The following is a 26,231-nucleotide window of genomic DNA, read 5'->3' as shown; positions in this document are numbered from 1 at the left end:
GCATGATTTCGTAAAAATTGACTGCTAAATAAGCTGTGATAAAGAATTTATGTAAAATATGGTGAAAATAAGAATTATTTTCATTAATATTGTATTGTTTTTTATATTTTAAGTTTTTCTTAATATTTGTCTGATTTTTTTGTTTGGAATTCTTATGACATCTCGATATGTTACGCTCTCTCACAAGCCTATTTTTAGATTTAGTGCATTAAACTTAATGCTCTTACAAGCGCAGTACCTATTTGCCAACGAGAACAATACTCAGACTGCGGTTATGCCAACGATTAAAATTGAAGCAATGAGCGAGCTTGATCCAATTAAAAGCTATATTGATTATGAACAAGCCAGTGTGACTCGAAATGGGCTAAAGAAAAAAGATATTCCTCAAACCATTGATACGATTGATGTTCAGAAATATAAAATCTACGGGGCAAATGATCTAAGTGTGATGTTACAGGGAACACCTGGGGTATCAACGAGCTATGATATGCGTGGTGATGGCATCAACTTGCGGGGATTTAATGCGGATACAGGCGATATTTATCGTGATGGTGTGCGTGAAAGTGGTCAAGTTCGCCGTAGTACTGCAAATATTGAGCGCATTGAAATATTGAAGGGCCCAGCATCTGTTCTTTACGGACGTAGTTCAGGCGGTGGGGTGATCAATATGGTGAGTAAATTTGCCAACTTTGATTCCAAAAGTTCAGTTGGTCTTTATACAGGCTCTTATGATAATTACGGTACGACAGCTGATTTAAACCAAGTGCTTACAGATAACCTAGCTGTACGTTTGACTGGTGAATATGGAGCGTCAAATAGTTTTCGTTCTGGGATCGAAAATAAAATTGAAATGCTCTCGCCAAGCTTTACTTATAAAAATGATGATGGTCTAACGTGGACGATGCAATATACCTACGACAAACTACATCGTGTGCCTGATCGTGGTCCATCATTTTCTGCACTACCAGAGGGAACTTCAATTAAAACAGGTTTTGCACAAGAGGGTGACTACGTAAATGATGTTTTACAGGTTGCTCGTTCTGATTTGAATTATGAATTTGAGCCAAAATGGAATTTTCACTGGGCTGTGAGCTACCGAGAGGCTCAACAAAACTTTGATCATTTCTATTTGGGAGGGCTTTGCACCACTGAAAATACAGTGATTTCAAATGCGGGTTCATGTAAAGGGCATGTCGGTGAAATTTCGCAGATTTATTATTGGCAGCAAACCAATAACAAAACCACCAGTAACACTTTTGATATACGTGGAGAATTTGATACAGGACTGTTAAAACATAATGTATTGATTGGTGCTGATTGGACATACGAGCAACGAGAACCACTTTTAGCCAATCAAAATAAAAATGGCTCAGCTATATATGGCTATGTTAATCCAATTACAGGAGAGCGTAGTAGTTCTCGAGGTACAGGTGATTTAAGAATTAGAACTCACAACTATAACCAAAATGAAGCTTATGGTTTATTTGTTCAAGACCTCATTAGTTTTAATGATTATTTTAAAGTGATGTTAGGTGGTCGATATGATTATTTTCAATCTGAAACAACCAATCGTTTGAAGGCTAGTGATGCTTTAGACTATCATCGTAGTATCGATGGCGAAAGCTTCAGTCCGAATATTGGTTTTATTTGGCAACCGATAGAGAGCCAAAGTTTTTATGCTGCTTATAGCAAGAGCTTCGCACCTTTTGGTGGGCGGGTCAGTGTTAATGTGGTCTCTGGAGATAGCAAGTTAAATGCTTTCGATGCGAAACCACAATATAACGAACAGTACGAAATTGGGGTAAAAAGTGATTGGCTTAATGATCGATTGAATACTCAGCTTTCTATTTATGATATCCGTAAAAATAATATTCGTTACCAGCCTGATTCAGTAAATAAACCAGAAGAATGGGTTGTTGGGGGACAGCATCAGTCTAAAGGGATAGAGTTTAGCTTTATTGGACGTGCTTTAGATAACTTGTTTGTACGGGGAGGCTATAGCTATATGGATACAGAGATTTCTAAAGACAATAAAGCGACCAATGTTGGTAAAGTACTCAATAATACTCCACGCCATACTGGAAACTTATTTATACGCTATTTACCAGTCGAGAAGATCTATGGTGAAATTGGCGCAACTTATGTTGGTGATGCGAAGATATATTCAAATGGCAATTTAGATAATACGCCTATCGATTTTCAAGGATTCACGCGTTTAGATGCTGCAATTGGCTATAGTGCTGATCCATGGAATGTCACGATTGCTGTAAATAACCTAACCAATAAAGACTATTGGCGCTCAGAGTCAATGCCTGGAACACCACGTAATGTTCTAGTTCGATTCAATTATCAGTTTTAAACTTGTTTAGATCGCATATGAGTAAAAGCATCTTTAGTTAAACTAAAGATGCTTTTTTATTTGATTTTTTGATAATAATTCATCTTTAATTTTACCAAATGTTATAAAAAATGCTTAAATTTCAAGCTATCTTATTGAATTATATAAAATGCAATTGCATTAAGAATATAAATAATTTAAGATTTATTTGGATGAAAAACATACAAAATTAATTCATAAATAATCATATAATTGTGACTTATTTTTAATTTGTGATTATTTAATGTTAACTAGTTCTCGTTTTTGTCTATTTTTGTTAATATTCAAGAAAAGCATACAATTGAGATAATAATAATGAAGATATTCCTTCCATTGCTTGTTGTTTGTTCCATTGTCGTTTTGGGTTACGCTGCATATGTAGATGCCCAAGATAAAAGACGCCAAGAGCTCATGAAAATTGTAAATGATGCGGAACATAGTTTGCATGTGATCCAGAATAATCCTAATTATACCAAGCACACACATTTGTCATCGTATAAGAACAATCAATAGTCATTGATATTAATCAATAATTATTGCAATTCAGTGTATGTGTCTTTGTTGGATGTATGATCACTAGGCTTTTTTTGATCCGAAGCCATCAAGTTTTGCTTAGAATCTGTTAAAATATTTACCATTGAATAAAAAGCTGCATCTCGTTATGCAGCTTTTTACATTTTGATAGCGGGTCACATTTATACATCTTGTTGGTGTCACAAGCATTCGGCTGGCATATAGATTGCTTTGTCGTTGTGTATGCCATTTCGCAAATTCAAAAAAGATTGAAATGCAAGAGTATAGATTTCAAGTCCTAAGATCTCAGATTTTAACAGGTGCTATGTTATGACAACGCCTAATGCTTCGGTTGGTGTTTTAGAACGCTTATTTAAATTAAGTGAGAACAAAACCAACTTCAGAACAGAAGTTCTAGCGGGTGTAACTACATTTTTGACGATGTGTTACATCATTATTGTAAACCCACTTATTCTTTCCGAAACTGGAATGGATCATGGTGCCGTGTTTGTTGCAACCTGTTTAGCTGCTGCTATTGGTTGCTTGGTAATGGGGATTGTTGCCAATTATCCAATCGCACTTGCACCAGGAATGGGCTTAAATGCGTATTTTACCTATTCGGTCTGTTTAGGCATGGGTGTACCTTGGCAGACGGCGCTTGCGGCTGTTTTTGTATCAGGTTTAATTTTTTTGGCAATCAGCTTTTTTAAAATTCGTGAAGCAATTGTCAATGCCATTCCTATGTCGCTTAAATTTGCGATTGGCGGGGGTATCGGTTTATTTCTTGCCCTCATTGCGCTTAAAAATGCAGGCATCATTGTAGATAACCCAGCCACTTTAGTGGGTTTAGGAAATATCAAACAACCAACAGTTTTATTGGCTTTATTTGGCTTTTTAATGATTGTCATTTTACACCAGTTTAAAATTCGTGGTGCGATCATCATTAGTATTCTTGCTGTGACTGCAATAGCGACAGCTTTAGGCTTAAATGAATTTAAAGGAGTTGTTGGACAAATTCCATCGATTGCACCCACCTTTATGCAAATGGATTTTGAAGGTCTATTTACTGCGAGTATGGTTGGGGTAATTTTTGTATTCTTTATTGTCGATTTATTTGATAGTACAGGGACTTTAGTTGGTGTATCGCACCGTGCAGGTTTACTACAAGATGGTAAGTTACCTCGTTTGAAGAAAGCGTTGTTTGCTGATTCAACAGCAATTGTTGCAGGTGCAGCATTAGGCACATCTTCAACTACGCCTTATATTGAATCTGCATCGGGTGTTGCTGCGGGTGGCCGAACGGGTTTGACTGCCGTTGTCGTTGCATTCTTATTTATTGGTTGCTTATTCTTGGCACCATTAGCTCAATCTGTTCCAAGTTTTGCAACAGCTCCTGCATTATTATTTATCGGTGTGTTGATGATTCAAGGAATCACACATATTGATTGGGATGATATTACAGAAGCAGTGCCTGCATTTTTAACGATTGTATTCATGCCATTTACGTATTCAATTGCGGACGGTATTGCAATGGGCTTTATTAGTTATGCATTAGTAAAATTATTTACAGGCAAAGCAAAAACAGTTCCTTATATGGTTTGGATTATTGCTGCACTGTGGGTATTTAAATTTATTGCATTTGGTGGTTAAGCCATTTAAAAGTTATTGATAAAACCTTTAAAGGGTGTACCGAACAGGCAACACCCTTTTTTATTTAGACGTGGAGTTAATATGAATCAAGTCGAGCTGATTCGTGCTTTACCCAAAGCCGAATTGCATGTGCATATTGAAGGGACTTTTGAACCAGAACTGATGTTTGCAATTGCACAGCGTAATCAGATTCAGATTCCTTACCAATCAGTTGAGGAAGTAAAGCAAGCCTATAACTTCCATAATCTTCAATCATTTCTTGATATCTATTATGCTGGTGCGAACGTGCTGGTGCATGAACAAGATTTTTATGATCTGGCTTGGGCATATTTCGAGAAATGTGCTGAAGATCGTGTAGTGCATACAGAGATGTTCTTCGACCCACAAACACATACTGAGCGTGGGGTTGAATTTGCAACGGTACTGGCAGGTTTAAAGCGTGCTTCTAAAGATGCTCAAGAAAAATTAGGGATTAGTTCTCAATTAATCATGTGCTTCTTGCGTCATTTAAGTGAAGAAAAAGCATTTGAAACACTTGAGCAAGCCTTGCCTTTTAAAAATGACATTATTGCAATTGGTTTAGATTCGAGTGAAGTAGGGCATCCTCCTTCGAAATTTGAACGTGTTTTTGCTAAAGCACGTGAAGCAGGTTTCTTGATTGTGGCACATGCCGGTGAAGAAGGCCCACCAGAATATATCTGGGAAGCTTTGGATTTACTCAAAGTAAACCGTATTGATCATGGTGTTCGCTCAGAAGAAGATGAGCAGTTAATGGTACGCTTAATCGCAGAAAAAATGCCATTAACAGTTTGCCCTTTAAGTAACTTAAAGCTTTGTGTTGTGAATGATATGGGCGAGCATAACATCCGCCGTTTATTACAAAAAGGTGTGCATGTTACTGTAAACTCGGATGATCCTTCATATTTCGGTGGTTATATGAATGATAACTTTGTAGCAATTCAGCAGGCTTTAGATTTATCGAATGATGAGCTTAAGCAACTTGCAATTAACTCTTTTGAGGCATCCTTTATTTCTGATGATGAGAAACAGAAATGGATTGCGGAAGTGAAAAAGATTTAAATATAAAAAAACCGCGTTAAGCGGTTTTTTTATGTGTCAGGATTTATTTAGGTTGGCGCAACATACTCAATAAGACATTATCTTTATCAATGATGTGATGTTTTATTGCTGCTAAAGCATGACCAACAATAAGTAAACCTGCAAACCAAGAAAGATAAATGTGTAATGGTTTCACTATTTCAAGCAGGTCAGGATTGTCTTGAACTAGGCGAGGAATTTCAAATAAATATAAAACTGGGGCTGGATGTCCAGCACTCCAACTAAATAAACAACCAGTAATTGGTAGTGCAAGTAGCATGAGATACAGTAAGAAATGGCCGATATGAGCCAAAGTCTTCATCATAGGTGACATGGTGTTTGGAAGTTTAGGGGCTGGGTGGGTATAACGCCAAAAAATTCGAATCACAACCAGAAAGATAATGGTGGTCGCTATATTTTTATGTAGTGTAATAACATTTCCTTTAAAGCTTCCATCAACGTCATAGCTGAGAAAATTACCGCTGTAAAAGCCGATCAGCCAAGCGGTGATAAAAATAGCCGCCATCAGCCAGTGTAAAATTTGCGCTGTGCGAGTGTAATATTGTGCTGAGGTTGACATCGCAACATCCTAGCGGTGAGTATGATTTTTACGATTTTAAATAGCTCATTTTTCTTCATATACAGCGTATATGTAACAGAGCGTTTTACGTGTAGAACAGTAAGTAAAATGCAAATTGATTGTTATATTATGTAAAGAATCTACACAGTCATTTCTTTCAAGTGATCCTTTAGGCACAATACGCGTGCTAAAATTTTGGATACAGGTTTGAGTTCGTGAAAAAATTATTCTTTATCGTGCCTATGTTATTTGCTTTAAATGGGTGTGTTGCGCCAAATACTAATAATTCCACTGCAACAACATCTCAGCAGCTAGGTATGGCTGCATTAAAAATTGCTGTGAATGCAAAATGTATTAATGAGATCAATACATTACCAGCATGGAAAACAGCGACACGTTTAATGACATCTGAGCAACGTGAAAATATTCAAACGAATGTATGTGGATGTGTTAGTGAAAAAGCACCAAATAGTGTAACCACTGTTGAATTGGCCACAGCTGCGATTGATCCCACAGCGCGTGCAACGATTGTGAATCAGGTTGTTTCTGAAACAGTGAATGCATGTGTTGCAGAAGTGTTGAAGAAATAATTCTGATGAGATACGCTGAGCAGGGCTAGGTTTAACTTGGTTCTGCTTTTTTTATATGAAATTGATATAGTCTTGTAATTGGAGATCGTGTTAATAAATTTATATGATTAAATTATAAAAATACTTACATTTAGAATAGGTTTTATATGAATAAGAACAAATTTTTTATTCTTTTCTCTTTCTTTACCTTATTTGTATGTGTTGACGCACAAAGTGCTGAACCAACTAAACTGAAAATGGGTACGTCAGCAATACAATTTGCAGCACAAACCAAATGTACGCATGACATTGATGATTTCGCGGCTTGGAAAGTTGCGAGTAAATTAATGACCAAGAACCAAAAACAACAGAAGAAAAAGCAAATTTGTAAATGTGTTGGTAAAAATGCACCTACTGTATTATCTCCATCAGAGCTTGCTTTAGCGGCAGTTGATTCAAAAGCTAGAACAGCATTAACAGGCGTTGCTGTCGCTAAAACGATGAACGCTTGCGTATCAGAAGTGATAAAATAGAACAGTTTAAATAAGTTGTAATTAGCTGCTTTGAAGCAGCTAATATTTGTGAGTAATATCATGTTTGTTGCTGGTGTAGATGAGGCAGGGCGTGGGCCTTTAGTCGGTTCAGTTGTTGCTGCTGCGGTAATTTTAGATCCTAATAATCCAATTGAGGGTTTAAATGATTCTAAAAAATTAACTGAAAAGAAACGTGAAAAACTTTTCTTAGAAATTCAAGAGAAGGCCTTAGCTTGGTCAATTGCAGAAGCTTCCCATGCAGAAATTGACGAAATTAATATTTTACAGGCAACATTTTTAGCCATGCGTCGTGCTGTAGATACCTTAAACATTCAGCCTGAAAAAGTGATTGTTGATGGCAACCAAATTCCGAAAGGAATTGAAATATCGTGTGAGGCGATTGTTGGTGGGGATGCAAGTCATGCGGAGATTAGCGCAGCAAGTATCTTGGCTAAAGTAACACGTGACCGTCAAATGCATGAACTAGATCAGCAATACCCTAATTATGGTTTTGCAAAACACAAAGGCTATCCAACCAAAGCGCATTTTGAAGCAATCGCAGCGTATGGCGTGATTGATCAGCATCGTCGTAGTTATGCGCCAGTAAAAAAAGCACTGGGTTTATAAATATATAAATGAGTCTCCATAAAAAATTAAAGCGACTAATGATTAGTCGCTTTAATTGTTAGAGAAGAATTCTGTACATTAACGATTGAAGTTATTATGTCGAGTGAAATCGTTGTTATCTTCTTCAAAAGAAAGTTGATAATCTTGATCAAGATGTTGTAAATGCTCATGCATAGCACGTTCATGTTGGATACGTTGGTAAATTTCCTCACGATGCACGGAAACTTCTTTTGGAGCATTTACACCAATACGCACCTGATTACCTTTTACGCCAAGCACAGTAACACTGACTTGATCCCCAATCATTAATGTTTCTCCGACACGACGGGTCAGAATCAGCATGTTTATCTCCTTGCTAAACGCTTAAACTTGCGACAGGGAATTCATTGTTTGAAAGCACAGCCTTAATATACAGAAAATTCTAACAGAAATATGTAAAAAACAGCTTTTTTTCGTAAGTTCTGTCGAGTTCTTCTGAAAAACCTCATAACTTAATATAACAGAGCCACTGTAATAAAAACTATAGTGGCTCTGTATTTTTTACTATTTACTTGAAAGTAAATATGTTTATTCTGCTATTAATTAAGCACGTGCACTACTTTCGCCATGTTCACGGTCTAAACCAAAAGCAGTATGTAGGCAACGTACAGCAAGCTCTAAGTAGTTTTCTTCAATGATTACAGAAATCTTAATTTCTGAAGTAGAAATCATGAGAATATTAATGCTTTCATCTGCAAGAGCTGTAAACATTTTGCTTGCTACACCAGCATGTGAGCGCATACCTACACCAACAATAGACACTTTTACGATGTCATCGCGAGTGACAACTTCACAGCCTTCAATGCTACTTGCTGTTTGATCCAAGATTGCTTTAGCTTTAGCAAGATCATTACGATTTACAGTAAAGGTAAAATCAGTAGTACCATCTTCTTCAACATTTTGGATAATCATATCCACTTCAATGTTAGCATCACTAATCGGTGATAAGATTTTAGAGGCAATGCCCGGTTCATCTGGAACACCCAAAATCGTTAATTTTGCTTCGTCACGGTTAAATGCAATGCCTGCAATAATTGGTTGTTCCATGTCGTCTTCTGCCTCAGTCGTGATTAGTGTGCCTACGTTTTGTTTGAAATCTTCATCAAATGCGCCATCATTGTCATTATCAAAGCTTGATAATACTCGTAATGGAACCTGATATTTGCCTGCGAATTCAACCGAACGAATTTGTAAAACTTTTGAACCTAAAGATGCCATTTCAAGCATTTCTTCAAAAGAGATACGGTCAACTTTTTTCGCTTTAGGTGCTACACGAGGGTCAGTGGTATAAACACCATCCACATCAGTGTAAATTTGGCATTCGTCTGCTTTTAATGCAGCTGCAAGTGCTACACCAGAGGTATCTGAACCACCACGACCTAATGTTGTAATATTTCCTTCAGCATCGAAGCCTTGGAAACCTGCGACAACAATCACACGACCAGCGTCTAAATCAGCTGTCATGACATCGGTATCAATAGATTCGATACGCGCTTTGGTAAACGCGCTGTCAGTTTTAATACCAACTTGACGTCCAGTGTATGATTTAGCTTCTACACCAATTGAATTCAGTGCCATAGCTAACATGGAAATCGTTACTTGTTCACCCGTAGACACCATTTGATCAAGTTCACGTGGGTTAGGGGTGCTAGTAATGGCTTTAGCAAGCGCAAGTAAGCGGTTGGTTTCACCACTCATTGCCGATACAACCACGACCACTTTGTGACCGTGATCATGCCAACGCTTGACACGATGAGCAACATTTAAAATGCGCTCAGGAGTACCCATAGAGGTACCGCCATATTTTTGAACGATTAAAGCCATAGTTGTTCCATATAAGCCATGACCCTGAGAGGCATCAGGGTCAGTTACACAAAAGTGAAGTTGTTATTATTGCTCAAGCCAAGCAGGCAATGCTGCGATCACTTGATCAAACTTCTCGTTAAGTGGCGCGCCACCTTGTGCTAAGTCAGGTTTACCACCACCTTTGCCACCAAGCTCTTGAGCTAAATGTTTGATGATGTCACCTGCTTTTAGAGTTGCAGCGTATTGTTTAGCGACGGAGGCGATTAAACTCACTTTATCACCATCAACACCAGCTAAAATAATGACTGCATCTTCCAATTTTGATTTTACGCTGTCATGAAGATTGCGTAATGATTTAGCATCTAAACCTTTTACTGATGTGATAAGCGTTTGACGACCAGCAATTTCTTTGACTTGATCTAATAAATCAGCTGCTTGGAAGCTGGCTAATTTTTGATTCAATTGTTCAATTTGCTTTTGCAGACCTGATGCTGTTTCAACAATTGATTCAACTTTTTCTACAGTTTGATCTTTTTGCGCTTTTAATAAAGCATTGATCGTCTGAATATCAGCTTCAGCTTTTTGAACAACTTCAAGTGCTTTTGTACCTGTTAAAGCTTCAATACGGCGAACACCAGCTGCTACACCACCTTCAGAAGTGATTTTGAATAAACCAATATCACCAGTGCGCTTAACATGAATACCACCACAAAGCTCGATAGAGAAGTTTTTCTCTTCAATAATAGAACCCATAGAAAGTACGCGAACTTCTTCGCCATACTTTTCACCAAAAAGCATCATTGCGCCTTTGGCTTTCGCTGATTCAATATCAAGTAATTCAGTGCTTACTGCTGTATTGGCAATCACTTCAGCATTAACTAAACGCTCAATCTGTTGCAATTGTTCAAATGAAACGGGTTGGTCATTGGCAAAGTCGAAACGCAAAATATCACTCGCAACCAAAGAACCTTTCTGTTGAACATGCTCACCCAAAATTTGACGTAAAGCTGCGTGTAGAAGGTGAGTCGCAGAGTGGTTGCGTGCTGTCGCAGCACGAATATCGGCTTTAACCGTTGCTTCAACATTTTGAGTGGCTTTGAGGCTACCCATGGTCACGATACCTTGATGGACAAAAGCACCACCAGATTTTTTAGTATCTTGAACTTCGAAAATACCTGTATCGTTTTTGAATAGACCTGTGTCACCGATTTGACCACCACTTTCTGCATAGAAAGGGGTTTGGTTCAATACGATCAGTGCCTCGTCGCCTTCGTTGATTTCATCAACTTGAATGCCATCTTTATAGATTGCAACAATTTGACCTTGGCCTTGAGTTGCATCATAGCCATCAAATTGAGTTTCACCTTCAACTTTAACAATGCTGTTGTAATCAACTGCAAACTTACCTGCATCACGTGCACGTTGACGTTGTGCAGCCATTTCAACTTCAAAACCAGCTTCGTCAATCGTAAGGTCACGCTCACGTGCAATATCAGCCGTTAAATCTGTTGGGAAGCCGTAAGTATCGTAAAGTTTAAATACGGTTTCACCAGCAATCACATTGCCTTTCAGTTGTGCTAATTCACCTTCTAACAACTTCAAGCCTTGCTCAAGTGTTTTCGCGAATTGCTCTTCTTCTTTAAGAAGCTGTGCTTCGATGCGAGCTTGCTGCGCTGCAAGTTCAGGATAGGCATTGCCCATCACTTCAATTAGCGGTTGTAACATCTTATAGAAGAATGAACCTGTTGCACCTAACTTGTTACCATGACGCACTGCACGACGAATGATACGACGCAACACATAACCACGACCTTCATTTGAAGGATTAACACCGTCAGCAATCAAGAATGAGCATGAACGTGCATGATCTGCAATTACTTTTAAAGAAGCTGGGTATTCAACTGGTTTATTTTGAGCTTTCGCTTCAGCTTCAATTGTAGTGGTATCCAAACCAATGATTTCAGCGGCTGCTTTTAATAAGTGTTGGAACAGGTCAATTTCATAGTTTGAATTGACATGTTGTAGAACCGCAGAAATACGCTCCAAGCCCATACCAGTATCTACAGAAGGTGCTGGAAGAGGGTGCATGACACCATCCGCAGTACGGTTGAACTGCATGAATACATTGTTCCAGATTTCGATGAAACGATCGCCATCTTCCTCCGGTGAGCCTGGTAAACCACCCCAGATATGATCGCCATGATCATAGAAGATCTCAGAGCATGGACCACAAGGACCTGTATCGCCCATTGCCCAGAAGTTATCAGATGCGTATTTGCCACCTTTGTTATCGCCAATACGAATGATACGTTCAGCATCGATTCCGATTTCTTTGTTCCAGATATCAAATGCTTCATCATCGGTATGATAAACCGTGACATATAAACGATCTTTAGGTAAGCCTAACCATTGTTCGCTGGTTAAAAATTCCCAAGCAAATTTCAGTGCATTTTCTTTAAAATAATCACCGAAAGAAAAGTTACCTAACATTTCGAAGAAAGTGTGATGACGTGCGGTATAACCTACATTGTCGAGGTCATTGTGTTTGCCGCCTGCACGTACACATTTTTGAGATGAAACAGCTCGAACATAATCACGCTTTTCTAAACCTAAGAAACAATCTTTAAACTGGTTCATACCAGCATTGGTAAACAGTAAAGTTGGGTCGTTGGCAGGAACGAGAGAACTCGAAGCAACACGTGTATGCCCTTGCGATTCGAAGTAACGCAAAAATGCTTCACGGATTTCAGCGGATGTCATAAAACGAGTACTCACAACCAAGACACTCCATAATTTTGAATTTGGCTATATGCAACAGAACACGTTGTTTTAAGTTCTACAATCGAACCTATTGCATGACATAGATTTTAAAAGTGCTAAATTATAACGGAAAATATGATCCCAACCAACGATTTTACAAGCAATATCATATAAAACTGTGTTTAAGCTAAAAATCTATATTCAATAGCGCTGTTCATGTTTTACCATATAGCATAGAAAAGATGATGTTTTGATGAAAGGGCTCTGCATGCAACGTATCGCTATCAATGGATTTGGTCGAATTGGTCGAAATGTATTACGTGCATGGTTTGAGAGTCCAAAACAATTTCAATTTGATATCGTTGCTATCAACGACATTGCCGATGTGCAGACTTTGGTACATTTGTTTAAATACGATACCACTCATGGACGTTTTGCAGGTCAAGTTGAAATTCAGATTGAAAATGAACAGATATTTTTAAATATTCAGTCCCATCAACGTCAGTTAAAACTACAAGTCTTTAAGCATGCTCAGCCAGAATTATTGCCTTGGGGCGACTTAGATATTGATGTGGTGCTTGAATGTACCGGTTTATTCCGTTCACGTGCTGATGCAACTCGCCATCTTGAGGCAGGCGCGAAGCGTGTGATTATTGGCGCTGCACCTTTTGATTCTGTGGACGCGGCGATTGTCTATGGTGTCAATCACAATGACGTAAAGGCCACAGATCAAATCATTTCCAGTGTCTCATGTACCACACAGGCTTTGGTTCCGTTGGTTAAAATCATTGATGATGCTTTCGGGATTGATACCGCTTTAATGACAGAAATCCATGCAGTCACAGCAGATCAATCGGTATTAGACCATGCACATCGAGATTTACGTCGTGCGCGAGCTTCAGGACAAAATATTATTCCAACCACATCGAGTGCCTTGGGTGCATTGAAACAGGTCATGCCGAAAATGGAAGGTCGAATTGCTGGGTATTCGATTCGTGTACCGACCATTAATGTCGCAGCAATTGATTTAACTTTTGTTTCGCATTCACCAATTACAGTACACAAAGTCAATAAGGTTTTGAGTAAAGCAGCTCAATATGATTATGCGCAGATCATGCAAGTGACAGATGAAGATTTGGTTTCAAGTGATTTTAATCATTCACCCTATTCTTTAATCGTCGATTTAACTCAAACCATGGTGGTGGGTCATCAAGCTAAAGTGTTTGCATGGTATGATAATGAGTGGGGATATGCGAATCGACTACTTGATTTGTGTGAATCTTTTTGTAATTAAACAGATCATATATTAAAAAGAAAATTTGGGGATGAAATTATGACATTGATGTTGATTTGGGGTTTCCTAATTATCTTATTAGTAGCTATTATTTTTTTATTTTGGTTTCAGTTTAAAACTTCAACTGTACAAAGCCAAGATATTCATGTTTTGCAATTAGAAGAAAAAGTAGTGCATTTAGAGTTGCATTTAAAAAAGAGTTTGGAAATTATGCAGGATCTTGCTAAAAAAATGCATGTACAACAAGAAGTTTTAGATGAAACTGTTGCCAATATTGCTGCATTAGAAAAACAAAATGTTGAGCTGGTGAATGTTTTGGAGATTATGGTCAAAGGAAGTAATAAAAACTTTTAAATATTTATTTGTATTCATACTGCCACTTTATATAATATAGGTTCCATAATAAATAATATTTACTTTATAGTGGTTGTATGAAAATTAATTTACATCAATGTGTTTTTTTTATTATATCGAGTTCTTTGCTTTTGACCGCATGCGGAAGTGGTCAAATTAATCAGTCTCAAGTTGAAGAAAAACCAATTCAGGATAATGTACTTTATCAAGTTTATTATCAGGCGCCCAATATTACTAATGATGTTATCAATGATTATTTTGAAATAACAAAATATTCTATTCAAAATGATGAAATTAATTTCACAAAGTCTCATAATCAACCCTTAGATCTAGTGATATTGACTGAGACTAAAATTTTAGAAAAGGGTACACCACAACCGAATATCATTAAAAGAATATCCTCTACGCAATGGACTTATGAGCGTACACCAGAACTCAAGCAAAATTTAAGTTTTGAATTGGTGAAATTGGATGGAGAAAAAGTATTTGATCGGCTATTACCTGGCTATCGAGAAAATATTGATTTAACTTCTCATTTAGATACTCGGCTTGATCAAGATTTAATTAAGTTTTATCAAAATTATAAAGATTCAGTATTTCCCAAAGATAGTTATTGCTATCGTTTAAAAGAAACTCAATGGAATCAGTCTTTTTTAGAGTCTGAATTGGTGTTTTCTACTTTCTCATTTTTTGATGAACAGAAGCAGCAAATGCTTTCTAGGTATAATAATTTAGGTGAAGACAAAAGGTATTTTAAGTTTTTAGATACTCAATGGCATGGTTATAACTTAATTTCCTTAGATAATTTAGAAACAGGTGAAACACAAAGCTTATTGGGAAATCGAGACAATAAAGCAGCAGATACTCAATTTAGTTCTAATTTATTATGGAGTGTGAATAAAAATTTGGCCTATGAGAAAAGTCATCTCTATTCAGGTGGAGACACTCCAATAGATTTATGGATGATGCAAAATCAACGTTTAAAAATCGCCAAACTAGAAAAAGGCTGTTTTGCATTCAATACACAGGCAATTAATGCAGTAAAAAAATTAAACTTGATTAACTGGAAGCAGGGTGATAGTTCAGATGTTGGGCAGTTCTTAGGGACGAGAACATGGGTTTCTCGTATTAGTGAATAGTTTCAATCTATTGAATTAACTCGTTAATTGTAGTTTGAAGATTTAAGATAAAGAGAATTGAATCAATCATATTTCTTCAAATTCTCAGGTGCATCATATAAATCTTCGTGCTACACTATGCTGAATCGGGCATTCACCCGATTTTTTTATGTGGTTGCTTTTTGTGTGGATGCCTCCACATTGAACAGATTTTAGGTTTGAACATGACCATTTCAGAGACATGGTTGCTCCCTGACGGGGTAGCAGATGTATTGCCCGAACAAGCGCAAGTTGTTGAAGCTTTGCGTAGACAAGCATTAGATTTCCTTGCAGTTCGCGGCTATCAATTGGTATATACACCATTTATTGAATACATCGAATCGTTATCTTCACTTTCAGAATCAAATCAAGATTTAGATTTGGTTACATTTAAAGTTATTGATCAACTTTCTGGTCGTTTGCTTGGTGTGCGAGCGGATATGACACCGCAAGTTGCACGCATTGATGCGCATGTTCGACCAATTGAAGGTGTAGCTCGTTATTGCTATGCAGGTACAGTACTTCATACAAAACCACAAAACTTTAATGCAACACGCGCTCCACTCCAGTTGGGTGCGGAGCTATATGGTCATGACAGCATCGAAGCTGATGTCGAAATGATTGATGTTATGCTCGGTTTGTTGGAAAAAACAGATAGTTTACAAGGTGTTCACCTAGACTTAGGTCATGTTGGTTTATTCCGTAGTCTGGTTAAGCGCGCTGGTTTAAATAAAAATACTGAAAATCAGTTGTCTGATTTATATCAGCGTAAGGCTTTACCAGAATTAGAAGAATTTACTCAAGACTTGCCAATGGGTACTGATTTTTATGCTCTAGGTCGTTATGCGAGCGATCTTGAAGCTTTGCAAGCACATTTAAGTCCAGATGTTTTAAATGATATTGATTTTAAAAATGCGTTTGATGCATTGAAAACAACTTTTGCAGAAATAAGATCTCGCTGGTCTAGCCTTGATATTGGTATAGATGTGATTGAACTGCGTAGTTACCACTATCATACGGGTTTGATGTATGCCATTTATGCGCCTAATCGCGCTGCGCCACTTGCTCAGGGTGGGCGTTATGATGGTATTGGTGAGCACTTTGGTCGTGCTCGTCCAGCAACAGGTTTTAGTTGTGATTTATATGCTTTAGGCGCTACGCAATTTGCTGAAATTGAAACAGTGGTCGCCCCTAAAGGCAATCAAGAAGATTTATTGAATGCAATTGCTGATGCACGTACTCAAGGTTTAAGTGTAGTGCAATTGTTAGGTAATGATGATTTAAGCTCTGTACCTTATGCGACGCATCAAATGGTGTCGCAAAATGGGCAATGGGTAATTGAAAAAATTTAATTGCTAAGTTTAAAAGGCTTAGCTTCCAATTTTAACAGCATGATGTAATGAGGCTATTATGGGCAAAAATGTTGTGGTACTGGGTACCCAATGGGGCGACGAGGGTAAAGGTAAGATCGTCGACCTGCTCACAGATCAGGCGGCTGCGGTCGTACGCTATCAAGGTGGACACAATGCAGGTCACACACTTGTCGTCGGTGGTAAGAAGACTGTATTACACCTCATTCCATCAGGTATTTTACGTGAAAACGTATTGTGCTTAATCGGGAATGGCGTTGTTCTTTCTCCTGAAGCATTAATCAAAGAAATGGCAATTCTGGAAGCGGAAGGCGTACCTGTTAAAGAGCGTTTACGTATTTCACCAAACTGTCCTTTGATTTTGCCAAACCATATTGCATTAGACCAAGCACGTGAGAAAAAACGTGGTAACGCAAAAATCGGTACGACAGGTCGTGGTATTGGTCCAGCTTACGAAGATAAAGTTGCACGTCGTGCTGTACGTGTAGCTGATTTGATTCGTGGTGGCGCATTACTTGAAGAAAAACTTAAGGAAATGCTAGAGCTTCATAACTTCCAACTTTCTCAATTCTATGGCGTTGATGAAGTTAAATTTGAAGATGTACTTGAGCTTTGTAATCAATGGCGTGAAGTGCTTGCACCATTAGTGATTGACGTGACCAAAGTGTTACATGATTACCGCAAAGAAGGTAAGTCAATTATGTTTGAGGGTGCTCAAGGTTCATTGCTTGACATCGATCATGGTACTTATCCGTTTGTAACAAGTTCTAATACAACCGCTGGTGGCGTAAGTTCTGGTTCTGGTATGGGGCCATTACATTTAGATTATGTATTAGGTATTACTAAAGCATATACAACACGTGTAGGCGCTGGTCCATTCCCAACTGAGTTGCATTACGATGCTGCTACAGATACAGGTGATGCGATTGGTCGTCATTTAGGTACTGTGGGTCACGAATTTGGCGCATCTACTGGTCGTCAACGTCGTTGTGGCTGGTTCGATGCTGAAATCCTACGTCGTTCAGTTGAAGTAAACTCATTGTCTGGTATTTGCTTGACTAAGCTTGATGTATTGGATGGTTTAGAAGAAATCAAAATCTGTGTAGGTTATGAAGATGTTGATTCAGGCTGTGCAGGTTCTTCTGATGCAATTTCATTTGAAAGCTTAAAACCAATCTATGAAACAATGCTAGGTTGGAGTGAGTCTACAGTAGGTTTAACTCAAATTGATCAACTTCCTGCAAATGCGTTAGCTTATGTAAAACGTCTTGAGCAGTTAATTGAATGCCCAATTGATATTGTTTCTACAGGTCCAGACCGTGCGGAAACAATTGTATTACGTCATCCATTTTCAGCATAAGCTGATGTGACGATTGAAAAGCTCCCGTATGGGAGCTTTTTTATTTTATAGATTTAGTTATTCAAACGACCTAGCAAAAAATCAGCTTTTGATTTCAATCTTTATTATTTCACAGCTTAAAAAATCCTCGTTATATTAACTAAACATTCAAACAAAGAGGGCTTTAATGATGACGAAAAAGAGAATTCGTTACAATGGATATGAATTAGCATGCCAATGTTAATTCATGTCAAAAAGAGCAAAAAGGTACAGACCAATTTTGATCAGGCGGGGAGAGAAATTGGTTTGACTGTGTTTAATATAATAAGAACAAACCTTAAGCTTAAATATAAGACTGATAAAAGATTTAAGAGAACTGAAAGGTTCTCTTTTTTTATTCAGTATTTTCCTCAACCTCTTTCACTGCATTATAAGCAGCAGTAGGTTCAATATTTAGTAGTTTCTTGCCAAAGCTTCTGAGCCACCAAACCAGTTGAGAGGTAAACGGAACTGTTGCACTAACCTCAACAATATTTTCTTCTAACGGCGTAATCTTTTGGTCTTTACTTAACTGACTTTCATAAAAGCTTTTTGCTGTACTTTCGGTCATCGTTAGTTTGAGCTGAATTTGTTCAGTCGGTTTGCTGTAATCTACACGGAAGCCCAACGCGCCTGATTCGATATAATTATCAATATCAAAATTTACGGGATGTAAAGCACGGCTATCAAGTACAGTTGCTGCTTTAAAGCGGTGCAAGGCAAAAGTTTGTACTTCAGTTTTGTCATTTCTGGTACAGATTAAATAAATTACTGCACCTTTTTGAACCAAAGCTAAAGGATTTAAAATATAGGATTTATCTTCGCCTGAATTGGTTCGTGCTCTATATACACATTCAATTTGTTTATCTTGTAGCAAGCCTTCATAAATTGCTTGTTGAGCTTGTTTATCAACCATCGGAGGGATTAATGGTTGCGAAGCAGGAACAATACGAACTCGATTGATCCATTGTCTGACATTGTTTTGTGTAGACAAACTACGTTTTGCCAGATCAAACCAAGGTGTCATTTCTTCAAGTAAACTTGGCGGAAGTAAGTGTCTTAAATGCTCTTCTACCATCATAAAAGTTACAGCTTGAGAGCTGGTCATATGTGGCAAGCTTTGGATTGGTGCATCTGAACGCCAACGCCAACCTTGCGGTACAGTCTTATTACTTTCAATGGGAAAGCGTTGAGCAATCTGATTTAAATCCCGCTGAATGGTTCGCAGGCTAATTTCGATTCCTTCACGTTGTAATGTTTCTTGTAATTCACGTGTCCCCATCCATTTCCCTGTAGAAAGACGAGACAATATCTGCCATTGGCGATAAAGGCTATTGGAAGTTTCTTTTTCTTGTACGGATGACATAAGCGTAATACGTAATTTAATGGTCTAAAGCAGACACAATAAAAAAACTAGCACTATTTAGCAAGCCCATGATCTTGAGATTACGTATTTACGACTGAAACAACTGTCGATTTATTGAATGATCTTAAGTCTGATGAAAAAATAATCGTTTTATATAAGTGGCATTGAAATTGCTTATTTAAGATATAAATAAATGATGAGACGAGGTTTCTATGTCAGAACAAGAACACAACCTACATGTCAGTGCTGATTATTATACTCAAGAGCAAACGGCATCGGTATCAGTCCATTCGTCTACATTTATCCCACAGCTTAGTGTCAGCACAAACTTGTTTGAACAGCTTAAATCTGAGTTTTTTAACGAGATGCTTGATGACAAAAGTTTTAATGCGGAAGCTTCGAAAAAAATTGAACAGTGGTTGAGTATTCGTAGCCTTGATGAGTTACGAACACTTGGTAGTCAAGCGAAGCAACATTTCCTTTATCAGGGAATCACATTCAATGTTTACGGCGATCAAGAGGGTGCTGAGCGAACCATTCCTTATGATTTGATTCCAAGAGTGATTGAAAAAAAACAATGGGAAAAAATTTCATCAGGTTGCGCACAACGTGTGAAAGCACTCAATTCATTTTTAGATGATATTTATCATGGGCAAAATATCTTAAAAGAGGGGCTTATTCCTGCTGATCAAGTGATTGCACATGAAGCATTTCAGCCACATATGTTAAATCATCATCTTAAAGGGAAGGTTTATTCACAAATTAGCGGTATTGATATTATTCGTGATGGTCAGGGTGATTTCTTCGTACTTGAAGATAACTTAAGAACACCGTCTGGCGTATCTTATATGATTGAGAGTCGTAAAATTAGTCAAAAACTAATGCCTGATTTGTGCATCAGTAATAATTTGCAAGGCATAGAACAATATCCAACTTTATTAAGAGCAATTTTAGAAGAGAACGCTTATGTGGATAAGCCACTTATTGTGGTATTAACACCGGGTCGTTTTAACAGTGCTTATTATGAGCATTCATTTTTAGCACGAGAAATGGATGTGCCATTAGTCACGAGTCGAGATTTATTTGTTGAAAATGATCGAGTTTTTGTTAAAACAATCCGTGGTCGTCAGCAAGTTGATGTGATCTATCGCCGTGTCGATGATGACTTTCTTGATCCGTTAACTTTTAGACCTGATAGTACATTAGGGGTTGCAGGGTTGATGTCGGCTTATTTGCAAAAAAATGTTGTGATTGCAAATGCACCGGGTACAGGTGTTGCTGACGATAAATCAATTTATCCTTATGTTGATAAAATGATTAAGTTTTATTTGGGTGAAACAGCAATTTTAAATAACGTTCCGACATATCAATGTCGTGATCAAGAACACTTGGATTATGTACTTGGTAATTTAGAAAAATTGGTTGTTAAAGAGGCTCAAGGTTCGGGTGGATACGGGATGTTGATTGGACCACAAGCAGATCAACAACAAATTGAACTATTTAGACAAAAAATTATTGAAACACCACATTTGTATATTGCACAACCAACTCTGGCACTTTCTGTAGCACCAACATTAACGTCTGAAGGGGTTGCTGAACGACATATCGATTTACGCCCATTCGTTTTGAGTTCGCCTTATCGTACCGAGATTGTTCCAGGAGGTCTGACTCGAGTTGCGATGCAAGCGGGTTCTTTAGTGGTTAATTCTTCTCAAGGCGGTGGTATCAAAGATACATGGGTTGTAGAAACATTACATTCTTGAACGTTTTCCTTAAGAGTTTTAGTCCAAAGTATTTGGCCTAGTGCCGTACTTTGGGGAATTTGATCATATATAAGGGAGGACATTTATGGTTTTACTTAATTCAAGCGCTCATCATATTTATTGGTTAGGTCGTTATTTATTCAGAATTGGTCATGTTGCTAGCCATTTGCCATTTTGTGATGACGAACAAGCAGCAGATTTTGCTCAAGCGCTTTGTTTACATATCGATGATGCTGAGAATCTGAATAATTTTATGCTAGATCATCAACAACCCTATTCTTTATTGAGCCAGCTTGAGATTGCTCGAGATAATATTCAAGAATTACGTGGTTTACTGACAGCTCATACTTATGCTGAGCTGAATCATATAATTAAAAATGCAGTGTCTCATGGTGAGGAGATTCAAGCCGTCGTAGGGAAGTGTTGTGCTCTCTTAAAAACAGAACAAAACGATGTTTTCTTATTCTTTCATGTTGGACAATGTATTGAGAAAATTGATACGCATTTCCGTTTTCAACATAATATTCAAGATGTTATAGCTTCAATTGATCCGATTATTAAACAGTTATTCGAACTAGGTTGGGATGACTTGCAGCCAAATTGGCAGATTCTAAAAGAGCAACCTTATTTAAATCAGTTTTATGCTTTTACCTATAAGCTAGAAAATCAATTTGAGGCATTCTCATGAAACTCATGGTGAATCATCAAACGCACTATAGTTATACGCAAGTTGCTCGAAATAGTGTGCAATCGATTAAAATGATGCCGCAGAGTTCTATGCACCAAAGCATAGAAAACTGGCATATTAGTGTGCCGGGACAATATGCATGTCAAAGAGACGCATTTAATAATTTATGGATTACTGCAACTCAGAGGCATGAATATCGCTACTTGACCATTATGGCGCAAGGTGTCGTTGATTTATATGCAACAGAACTCGGCTATGTAGAAACGGATGTTTCTCCAATGCTTTTTTTGCAGCGTACCATGATGACGTGTTGCGATCCAAGTATGCTTGATTTTGCTCAGGCAGTGGTCAAAGTAAAAGATCGTAAGCATTTAATACTTTTATCTGAGAAAATTTTACAACAAGTTCAGTACCAGCCTGAGACCACCTCAGTGACGACTTCTGCAATTGATGCATTTCATGCAAGACAAGGTGTATGTCAAGATCATGCACATATTTTAATTGCGATGTGCCGTGGATTACATTTACCAGCTCGTTATGTATCTGGCTATATATATGATGAAAATCAACCGCACCTAGCCAGTCATGCATGGGCTGAGGTTTTTGTAGAAAATGAGTGGTATTGTTTCGATGTAAGTAACCAGATATTTACCCCAAAAAATCATATTTATGTCGCAGTTGGTCGTGATTATCTAGATGTTGCACCAATTCGAGGTATCCGTGAGCAAGGTGGGGTGGAAAGTATGATATCTACGGTTCAAGTTTTGGCTTGTTGAAGGTAAAGAGAAAAAGAGATGACCTATTGTTGTGCATTAAGATTAGAGCAAGGTTTGGTATTGATTAGTGATACTCGAACTAATGCAGGGGTCGATCATATTTCTGTATTTCGTAAATTACATACCTTTGGTATTGAGGGTGAGCGTTTTATTGCATTGCAAACAGCAGGTAATTTAGCAACAACTCAAGCTGTTATTGGTCATTTACAAAATGCTTTAGCATTACATCAAGAGCCAAATTTATATAGCGCAAATACCATGTTTGAAGTTGCTGAATTAATTGGAAAGACTTTGCGTAAGGTACTTGAGGATGTTACGACTGATACTCAGGAACAGATGAATTATTCCTGTAGTATTTTGGTAGGTGGACAGATACAGGGTGAGGAGATGCAACTTTATAATGTCTATCCTCAAGGCAATTTTATTTGTGCCACTACTGATACGCCATATTTTCAGATTGGTGAAAGTAAATATGGAAAGCCAATTTTAGATCGTGCACTGCACTATACGATGCCATTAGATGATGCGTTACGTTGCAGTTTGATCTCTTTTGATTCAACATTAAGGTCTAATGTTTCTGTTGGATTACCTTTAGACGCGTTGGTTTATCATAAAGATAGTTTTAAAATTCCTGAAGGGAAACGCATCCGAGAAGATGATCCTTATTTTACTCAGATTAGTAAACAATGGTCTGAAACATTACGCCGTGGACTTCAAGAGTTACCAAAGCCTACGACTGATTATGGTTTGTAATCATCTAAGAAAAAATCCAAGCAAAGGCTTGGATTTTTATCTGTTTTAAATCACTTTTCGAATTGGTCTATTACTTAACCGACATAATAATTCGTAACCAATCGTTCCATTTGCCGCAGCGACATCATCGACGAGTCGATGTTTGCCCCATAGTTCTACTGTAGTACCTAATGTAGCTTTAACCTGAGTAACGTCAATCGCAATCATATCCATACTGACACGCCCAATAACAGGAACAAGTTGTTGATCAATCGCAACGAAATTTGGTTTTAAATAAGCACGTGGGTAACCATCACCATATCCAATGGAAACAATGGCAATATTTGATGAGCATGAAGCCGTAAAGCTAGAACCATATCCTACAAATTCACCTTGTTGAATTTGATTAAGCGCAATGATTTCTGCACTAAAAGTCATTACTGGCTTTAAATCGAGTTCATATACATTTTTGTCAGCAAATGGACTTGCGCCATAAAGCATGATACCTGGGCGAACGAAATCGAAATGCAATTCAGGGTATTTATAGATCGCAGCGGAGTTACAACATGATGCTAAGATAGGGGCGCATGCTTCTTTGACATGGAGAAATTGCTGCTTTTGTTGTTCATTTAAAGGGTGATCGGCATCTGCATTGGCAAAATGCATGGTGAGGACACAGCTAAAGCCTTCCGATTTTAAACGTTGAATGACATCGATAATTTCAGTCACTTTAAAGCCTAAACGGTTCATTCCGCTATTTAGCTTGACCCAAACTTTTAAGCCCAAAGCATTATAAGCTTGCTTATGCTGAATCAACCATTCAACTTGCTGACTTTGATGAATCAGGCATTCGAGTTTGTGCTCAATTACTTGTTGCATTTCGTCTTCTGAAAATATGCCCTCAATCAAAGTGATGGGTTGAGAATATCCCAGTTGCCTGATCTCTAAAGCTTCTTCTAAACAGGCGACACCAAAGGCATCTGTGGCATCCAAGGCGGCTAAACAGTCTTTAACTCCATGTCCATAAGCATTTGCTTTGACCATACTAACAATTTGTGAATGTGGAGCAAGTTGTTTAACGCGGTTTAAATTATATTGTAGTGCATCACTATCAATATAAACTGTTGCTTGGCGCACCCTGATTTCTCCTTTGGGTCGACATGGAAAGTATTTAAGGCAGATCAATAACGGAGGGGTTATTCCTCGTCATCGTATTGAGCATAGAACTCAGGTGAAAGGTTACTAAAACGAGTGTATTGACCTTCAAAGGCAAGACGAACTGAACCAATTGGACCATTACGTTGTTTACCGATAATAATTTCGGCTGTACCAGCTTCTTTAGACTCTTTGTTATAGACTTCATCACGATAAATAAACATGATCAAGTCGGCATCTTGCTCGATTGCGCCTGATTCACGTAAGTCTGACATGACAGGGCGTTTATTTGGTCGGTTCTCCAAACTACGGTTAAGCTGAGACAGTGCAATGACAGGGCATTGCATTTCTTTGGCCAGTGCTTTTAAGCTTCGTGAAATCTCTGAGATCTCACCCACACGGTTATCGCCCATGCCAGGTACTTTCATCAACTGTAAGTAGTCGACCATGATACAACCGATTTTTCCATCATGCATTTTGGCAATACGCCGAGCACGTGCACGCAGTTCGGTTGGTGGTAGAGCAGAGGAATCATCAATATAGAGGTGCATTTCTTGTAATTGAAGAATAGTTCCTGTGACTTTGGTCCATTCGTCTGCATCAAGATTACCTGAACGTAGATGACCCTGATGGACTTTACCCATTGCTGAGATCAAACGCATAGCAATCGAGTCTGCTGGCATCTCCATTGAGAATACGAGAGCAGGTAAGCGGTTGTATTGCAGTACACTTTCAACTAAGTTCATGGCAAAGGTAGTTTTACCCATCGAAGGGCGGGCTGCAACAATAATCAAATCCCCAGCTTGCATACCTGAGGTTTTATTATCTAACTCTAAGAAACCTGTGGTTAAACCTGTAATGTTGCCATCTAATTTAGAAAGTTCATCGAGCTTAGAAATCACATCAGCAGTGACAGAGCTAATCGATTTTGGCCCTGAATCTTTCTTGTTATTGTTATGCTGTTCGGCCAAAGAGAAAATACTGGTTTCTGCTAAATCTAGGATTTCACTGACAGGGCGACCTTTGGTGTCATAAGCATTTTGCAAAATATCACTACTGACTTTAATCATTGCGCGTAGTGTTGAAAATTCTTTAATTTTATTGGCGTAGATTTCAAGATTGTAAAAGCTTGAAGGTGAATCTGCCATCAATTGCATTAAATATTCTTCACCACCAATTGCATCAAGCAGGTTTTGTTTGAGTAACCAATCATTGACCAATACAGCATCATAAGGCGAGTTTTCTTGCGCTAGTTTTTCGATGGCACGATAAATATATTTATGACGTGTCGCATAAAAATCATTTTCTTTAAGCAAATCGCTGACTTGTTCAAATGATTCGGCAACTGTCATTAACGCTGCTAATACAGCTTGTTCAATTGCGAGATTGTGGGGTGGTGTACGAAATTCTTTTAATTGACCTGAGTCACTCACTTTACTCTCTGTGTTTGGAGAATTTTTCGTAAAATTGGCATTCGCCTGTGACATAGCAAGACCTAATAAAAAGATGAAACTGTAACGACTGACTATCTTAATCCAAATGGACACAGACAGGAGAATTTAATTGGAAGAAAATTGTTTAATTGGTGGAAAAGTAGAGTGTACTAAAAATATAAAATTTTAGGCATAAAAAAAGAGCATGTAAAA

Annotated in this window: 23 protein-coding genes; 16 read left to right on the top strand and 7 right to left on the bottom strand. The window is 37.9% G+C overall.

What is annotated here, in order from left to right; all coding sequences use genetic code 11:
* Positions 1-154: 154 nt before the first annotated feature.
* The 4 genes from AC0JIQ_RS10620 to AC0JIQ_RS10605 all read left to right on the top strand — a co-directional run bounded on the left by AC0JIQ_RS10620 (position 155) and on the right by AC0JIQ_RS10605 (position 5,620).
* Positions 155-2,359 (top strand): TonB-dependent receptor, encoded by a 2,205-nt coding sequence (locus AC0JIQ_RS10620; protein WP_474201625.1) that lies wholly within the window; start codon positions 155-157, stop codon positions 2,357-2,359.
* 333 nt (positions 2,360-2,692) lie between these two features.
* A complete protein-coding gene (locus tag AC0JIQ_RS10615) occupies positions 2,693-2,890 on the top strand; it encodes a hypothetical protein (protein WP_004661327.1) in 198 nt (65 codons plus the stop codon).
* Between the two features lie 330 nt (positions 2,891-3,220).
* The gene (locus tag AC0JIQ_RS10610; RefSeq protein ID WP_346511121.1) at positions 3,221-4,540 is read left to right on the top strand and encodes an NCS2 family permease; all 1,320 of its coding nucleotides are present in this window, start codon (positions 3,221-3,223) and stop codon (positions 4,538-4,540) included.
* An 81-nt stretch (positions 4,541-4,621) separates the two neighbouring features.
* A complete protein-coding gene (locus AC0JIQ_RS10605; protein WP_474201624.1) occupies positions 4,622-5,620 on the top strand; it encodes an adenosine deaminase in 999 nt (332 codons plus the stop codon).
* A gap of 43 nt (positions 5,621-5,663) precedes the next feature.
* Here AC0JIQ_RS10605 and AC0JIQ_RS10600 read toward each other — a convergent pair whose 3' ends face one another.
* Entirely contained in the window at positions 5,664-6,218 is a 555-nt protein-coding gene (locus AC0JIQ_RS10600; protein WP_474201623.1) for a cytochrome b, read from the bottom strand.
* A gap of 215 nt (positions 6,219-6,433) precedes the next feature.
* Here AC0JIQ_RS10600 and AC0JIQ_RS10595 point away from each other — a divergent pair, with 215 nt between their 5' ends.
* From AC0JIQ_RS10595 to rnhB, 3 genes are all read left to right on the top strand, one after another.
* Positions 6,434-6,808 carry a hypothetical protein gene (locus AC0JIQ_RS10595; RefSeq protein WP_004661331.1) on the top strand — a complete coding sequence of 125 codons (375 nt, stop codon included), beginning with the start codon at positions 6,434-6,436 and terminating at the stop codon, positions 6,806-6,808.
* A 146-nt stretch (positions 6,809-6,954) separates the two neighbouring features.
* Positions 6,955-7,320 carry a hypothetical protein gene (locus tag AC0JIQ_RS10590; protein ID WP_336937257.1) on the top strand — a complete coding sequence of 122 codons (366 nt, stop codon included), beginning with the start codon at positions 6,955-6,957 and terminating at the stop codon, positions 7,318-7,320.
* A 60-nt stretch (positions 7,321-7,380) separates the two neighbouring features.
* Complete coding sequence (gene rnhB / locus AC0JIQ_RS10585; RefSeq protein WP_474203252.1) at positions 7,381-7,947, top strand: ribonuclease HII; 567 nt, start codon at positions 7,381-7,383, stop codon at positions 7,945-7,947.
* Between the two features lie 78 nt (positions 7,948-8,025).
* Here the strand turns inward: rnhB and csrA are convergent, their stop codons facing one another.
* The 3 genes from csrA to alaS all read right to left on the bottom strand — a co-directional run bounded on the left by csrA (position 8,026) and on the right by alaS (position 12,567).
* Positions 8,026-8,289: a carbon storage regulator CsrA gene (gene csrA, locus AC0JIQ_RS10580; protein ID WP_004661337.1), complete on the bottom strand. Its 264-nt coding sequence runs from the start codon at positions 8,287-8,289 to the stop codon at positions 8,026-8,028.
* Between the two features lie 240 nt (positions 8,290-8,529).
* Positions 8,530-9,810 carry an aspartate kinase gene (locus AC0JIQ_RS10575; RefSeq protein WP_004661340.1) on the bottom strand — a complete coding sequence of 427 codons (1,281 nt, stop codon included), beginning with the start codon at positions 9,808-9,810 and terminating at the stop codon, positions 8,530-8,532.
* Positions 9,811-9,876: 66 nt separating this feature from the next.
* Positions 9,877-12,567 carry an alanine--tRNA ligase gene (gene alaS / locus AC0JIQ_RS10570; RefSeq protein ID WP_474201622.1) on the bottom strand — a complete coding sequence of 897 codons (2,691 nt, stop codon included), beginning with the start codon at positions 12,565-12,567 and terminating at the stop codon, positions 9,877-9,879.
* A 253-nt stretch (positions 12,568-12,820) separates the two neighbouring features.
* On the opposite strand from alaS, the gene AC0JIQ_RS10565 reads away from it, so the two are divergent.
* The 5 genes from AC0JIQ_RS10565 to AC0JIQ_RS10545 all read left to right on the top strand — a co-directional run bounded on the left by AC0JIQ_RS10565 (position 12,821) and on the right by AC0JIQ_RS10545 (position 18,087).
* Entirely contained in the window at positions 12,821-13,846 is a 1,026-nt protein-coding gene (locus AC0JIQ_RS10565; RefSeq protein WP_474201621.1) for a type I glyceraldehyde-3-phosphate dehydrogenase, read from the top strand.
* Positions 13,847-13,885: 39 nt separating this feature from the next.
* The gene (locus tag AC0JIQ_RS10560) at positions 13,886-14,200 is read left to right on the top strand and encodes a hypothetical protein (RefSeq protein ID WP_474201620.1); all 315 of its coding nucleotides are present in this window, start codon (positions 13,886-13,888) and stop codon (positions 14,198-14,200) included.
* A 77-nt stretch (positions 14,201-14,277) separates the two neighbouring features.
* Entirely contained in the window at positions 14,278-15,339 is a 1,062-nt protein-coding gene (locus AC0JIQ_RS10555; RefSeq protein WP_474201619.1) for a hypothetical protein, read from the top strand.
* Positions 15,340-15,542: 203 nt separating this feature from the next.
* Entirely contained in the window at positions 15,543-16,709 is a 1,167-nt protein-coding gene (locus tag AC0JIQ_RS10550; RefSeq protein ID WP_474201618.1) for an ATP phosphoribosyltransferase regulatory subunit, read from the top strand.
* 58 nt (positions 16,710-16,767) lie between these two features.
* Positions 16,768-18,087 (top strand): adenylosuccinate synthase, encoded by a 1,320-nt coding sequence (locus tag AC0JIQ_RS10545; protein WP_474201617.1) that lies wholly within the window; start codon positions 16,768-16,770, stop codon positions 18,085-18,087.
* Between the two features lie 373 nt (positions 18,088-18,460).
* Here AC0JIQ_RS10545 and AC0JIQ_RS10540 read toward each other — a convergent pair whose 3' ends face one another.
* Positions 18,461-19,471 (bottom strand): helix-turn-helix transcriptional regulator, encoded by a 1,011-nt coding sequence (locus AC0JIQ_RS10540; RefSeq protein WP_005215362.1) that lies wholly within the window; start codon positions 19,469-19,471, stop codon positions 18,461-18,463.
* 212 nt (positions 19,472-19,683) lie between these two features.
* Here AC0JIQ_RS10540 and AC0JIQ_RS10535 point away from each other — a divergent pair, with 212 nt between their 5' ends.
* From AC0JIQ_RS10535 to AC0JIQ_RS10520, 4 genes are all read left to right on the top strand, one after another.
* On the top strand, positions 19,684-21,234 hold the full coding sequence (locus tag AC0JIQ_RS10535) for a circularly permuted type 2 ATP-grasp protein (RefSeq protein ID WP_474201616.1): 1,551 nt from the start codon (positions 19,684-19,686) through the stop codon (positions 21,232-21,234).
* 85 nt (positions 21,235-21,319) lie between these two features.
* The gene (locus tag AC0JIQ_RS10530; protein WP_474201615.1) at positions 21,320-21,922 is read left to right on the top strand and encodes an alpha-E domain-containing protein; all 603 of its coding nucleotides are present in this window, start codon (positions 21,320-21,322) and stop codon (positions 21,920-21,922) included.
* Positions 21,919-22,698 (top strand): transglutaminase family protein, encoded by a 780-nt coding sequence (locus tag AC0JIQ_RS10525; protein WP_474201614.1) that lies wholly within the window; start codon positions 21,919-21,921, stop codon positions 22,696-22,698. Before AC0JIQ_RS10530 ends, AC0JIQ_RS10525 begins: the two co-directional genes overlap by 4 nt.
* Positions 22,699-22,716: 18 nt before the next feature.
* The gene (locus tag AC0JIQ_RS10520) at positions 22,717-23,451 is read left to right on the top strand and encodes a proteasome-type protease (RefSeq protein WP_050040389.1); all 735 of its coding nucleotides are present in this window, start codon (positions 22,717-22,719) and stop codon (positions 23,449-23,451) included.
* Between the two features lie 45 nt (positions 23,452-23,496).
* On the opposite strand, the gene alr is transcribed toward AC0JIQ_RS10520, so the two are convergent.
* Positions 23,497-24,567, bottom strand: a complete 1,071-nt coding sequence (gene alr / locus AC0JIQ_RS10515) for an alanine racemase (protein ID WP_474201613.1) — start codon at positions 24,565-24,567, stop codon at positions 23,497-23,499.
* Between the two features lie 59 nt (positions 24,568-24,626).
* Positions 24,627-26,072, bottom strand: a complete 1,446-nt coding sequence (gene dnaB / locus AC0JIQ_RS10510; RefSeq protein WP_004661364.1) for a replicative DNA helicase — start codon at positions 26,070-26,072, stop codon at positions 24,627-24,629.
* Positions 26,073-26,231 lie beyond the last annotated feature (159 nt).

Source organism: Acinetobacter sp. FB, from assembly GCF_056033405.1.
Note: the sequence above shows the minus strand (reverse complement) of the source record. Positions and strands in the feature narration are given on the sequence as shown.

What these genes read in the sequence shown, in the direction of transcription:
- AC0JIQ_RS10600 (WP_474201623.1), bottom strand. Translation starts at nt 6,218, where the DNA reads ATGTCAACCTCAGCACAATATTACACTCGCACAGCGCAAATTTTACAC.
- AC0JIQ_RS10610 (WP_346511121.1), top strand. Translation starts at nt 3,221, where the DNA reads ATGACAACGCCTAATGCTTCGGTTGGTGTTTTAGAACGCTTATTTAAA.
- AC0JIQ_RS10560 (WP_474201620.1), top strand. Translation starts at nt 13,886, where the DNA reads ATGACATTGATGTTGATTTGGGGTTTCCTAATTATCTTATTAGTAGCT.
- AC0JIQ_RS10540 (WP_005215362.1), bottom strand. Translation starts at nt 19,471, where the DNA reads ATGTCATCCGTACAAGAAAAAGAAACTTCCAATAGCCTTTATCGCCAA.
- AC0JIQ_RS10605 (WP_474201624.1), top strand. Translation starts at nt 4,622, where the DNA reads ATGAATCAAGTCGAGCTGATTCGTGCTTTACCCAAAGCCGAATTGCAT.
- AC0JIQ_RS10550 (WP_474201618.1), top strand. Translation starts at nt 15,543, where the DNA reads ATGACCATTTCAGAGACATGGTTGCTCCCTGACGGGGTAGCAGATGTA.
- AC0JIQ_RS10530 (WP_474201615.1), top strand. Translation starts at nt 21,320, where the DNA reads ATGGTTTTACTTAATTCAAGCGCTCATCATATTTATTGGTTAGGTCGT.
- AC0JIQ_RS10620 (WP_474201625.1), top strand. Translation starts at nt 155, where the DNA reads ATGACATCTCGATATGTTACGCTCTCTCACAAGCCTATTTTTAGATTT.
- AC0JIQ_RS10565 (WP_474201621.1), top strand. Translation starts at nt 12,821, where the DNA reads ATGCAACGTATCGCTATCAATGGATTTGGTCGAATTGGTCGAAATGTA.
- AC0JIQ_RS10545 (WP_474201617.1), top strand. Translation starts at nt 16,768, where the DNA reads ATGGGCAAAAATGTTGTGGTACTGGGTACCCAATGGGGCGACGAGGGT.
- dnaB (WP_004661364.1), bottom strand. Translation starts at nt 26,072, where the DNA reads ATGTCACAGGCGAATGCCAATTTTACGAAAAATTCTCCAAACACAGAG.
- AC0JIQ_RS10525 (WP_474201614.1), top strand. Translation starts at nt 21,919, where the DNA reads ATGAAACTCATGGTGAATCATCAAACGCACTATAGTTATACGCAAGTT.
- AC0JIQ_RS10575 (WP_004661340.1), bottom strand. Translation starts at nt 9,810, where the DNA reads ATGGCTTTAATCGTTCAAAAATATGGCGGTACCTCTATGGGTACTCCT.
- AC0JIQ_RS10590 (WP_336937257.1), top strand. Translation starts at nt 6,955, where the DNA reads ATGAATAAGAACAAATTTTTTATTCTTTTCTCTTTCTTTACCTTATTT.
- AC0JIQ_RS10520 (WP_050040389.1), top strand. Translation starts at nt 22,717, where the DNA reads ATGACCTATTGTTGTGCATTAAGATTAGAGCAAGGTTTGGTATTGATT.
- csrA (WP_004661337.1), bottom strand. Translation starts at nt 8,289, where the DNA reads ATGCTGATTCTGACCCGTCGTGTCGGAGAAACATTAATGATTGGGGAT.
- AC0JIQ_RS10555 (WP_474201619.1), top strand. Translation starts at nt 14,278, where the DNA reads ATGAAAATTAATTTACATCAATGTGTTTTTTTTATTATATCGAGTTCT.
- rnhB (WP_474203252.1), top strand. Translation starts at nt 7,381, where the DNA reads ATGTTTGTTGCTGGTGTAGATGAGGCAGGGCGTGGGCCTTTAGTCGGT.
- AC0JIQ_RS10615 (WP_004661327.1), top strand. Translation starts at nt 2,693, where the DNA reads ATGAAGATATTCCTTCCATTGCTTGTTGTTTGTTCCATTGTCGTTTTG.
- AC0JIQ_RS10535 (WP_474201616.1), top strand. Translation starts at nt 19,684, where the DNA reads ATGTCAGAACAAGAACACAACCTACATGTCAGTGCTGATTATTATACT.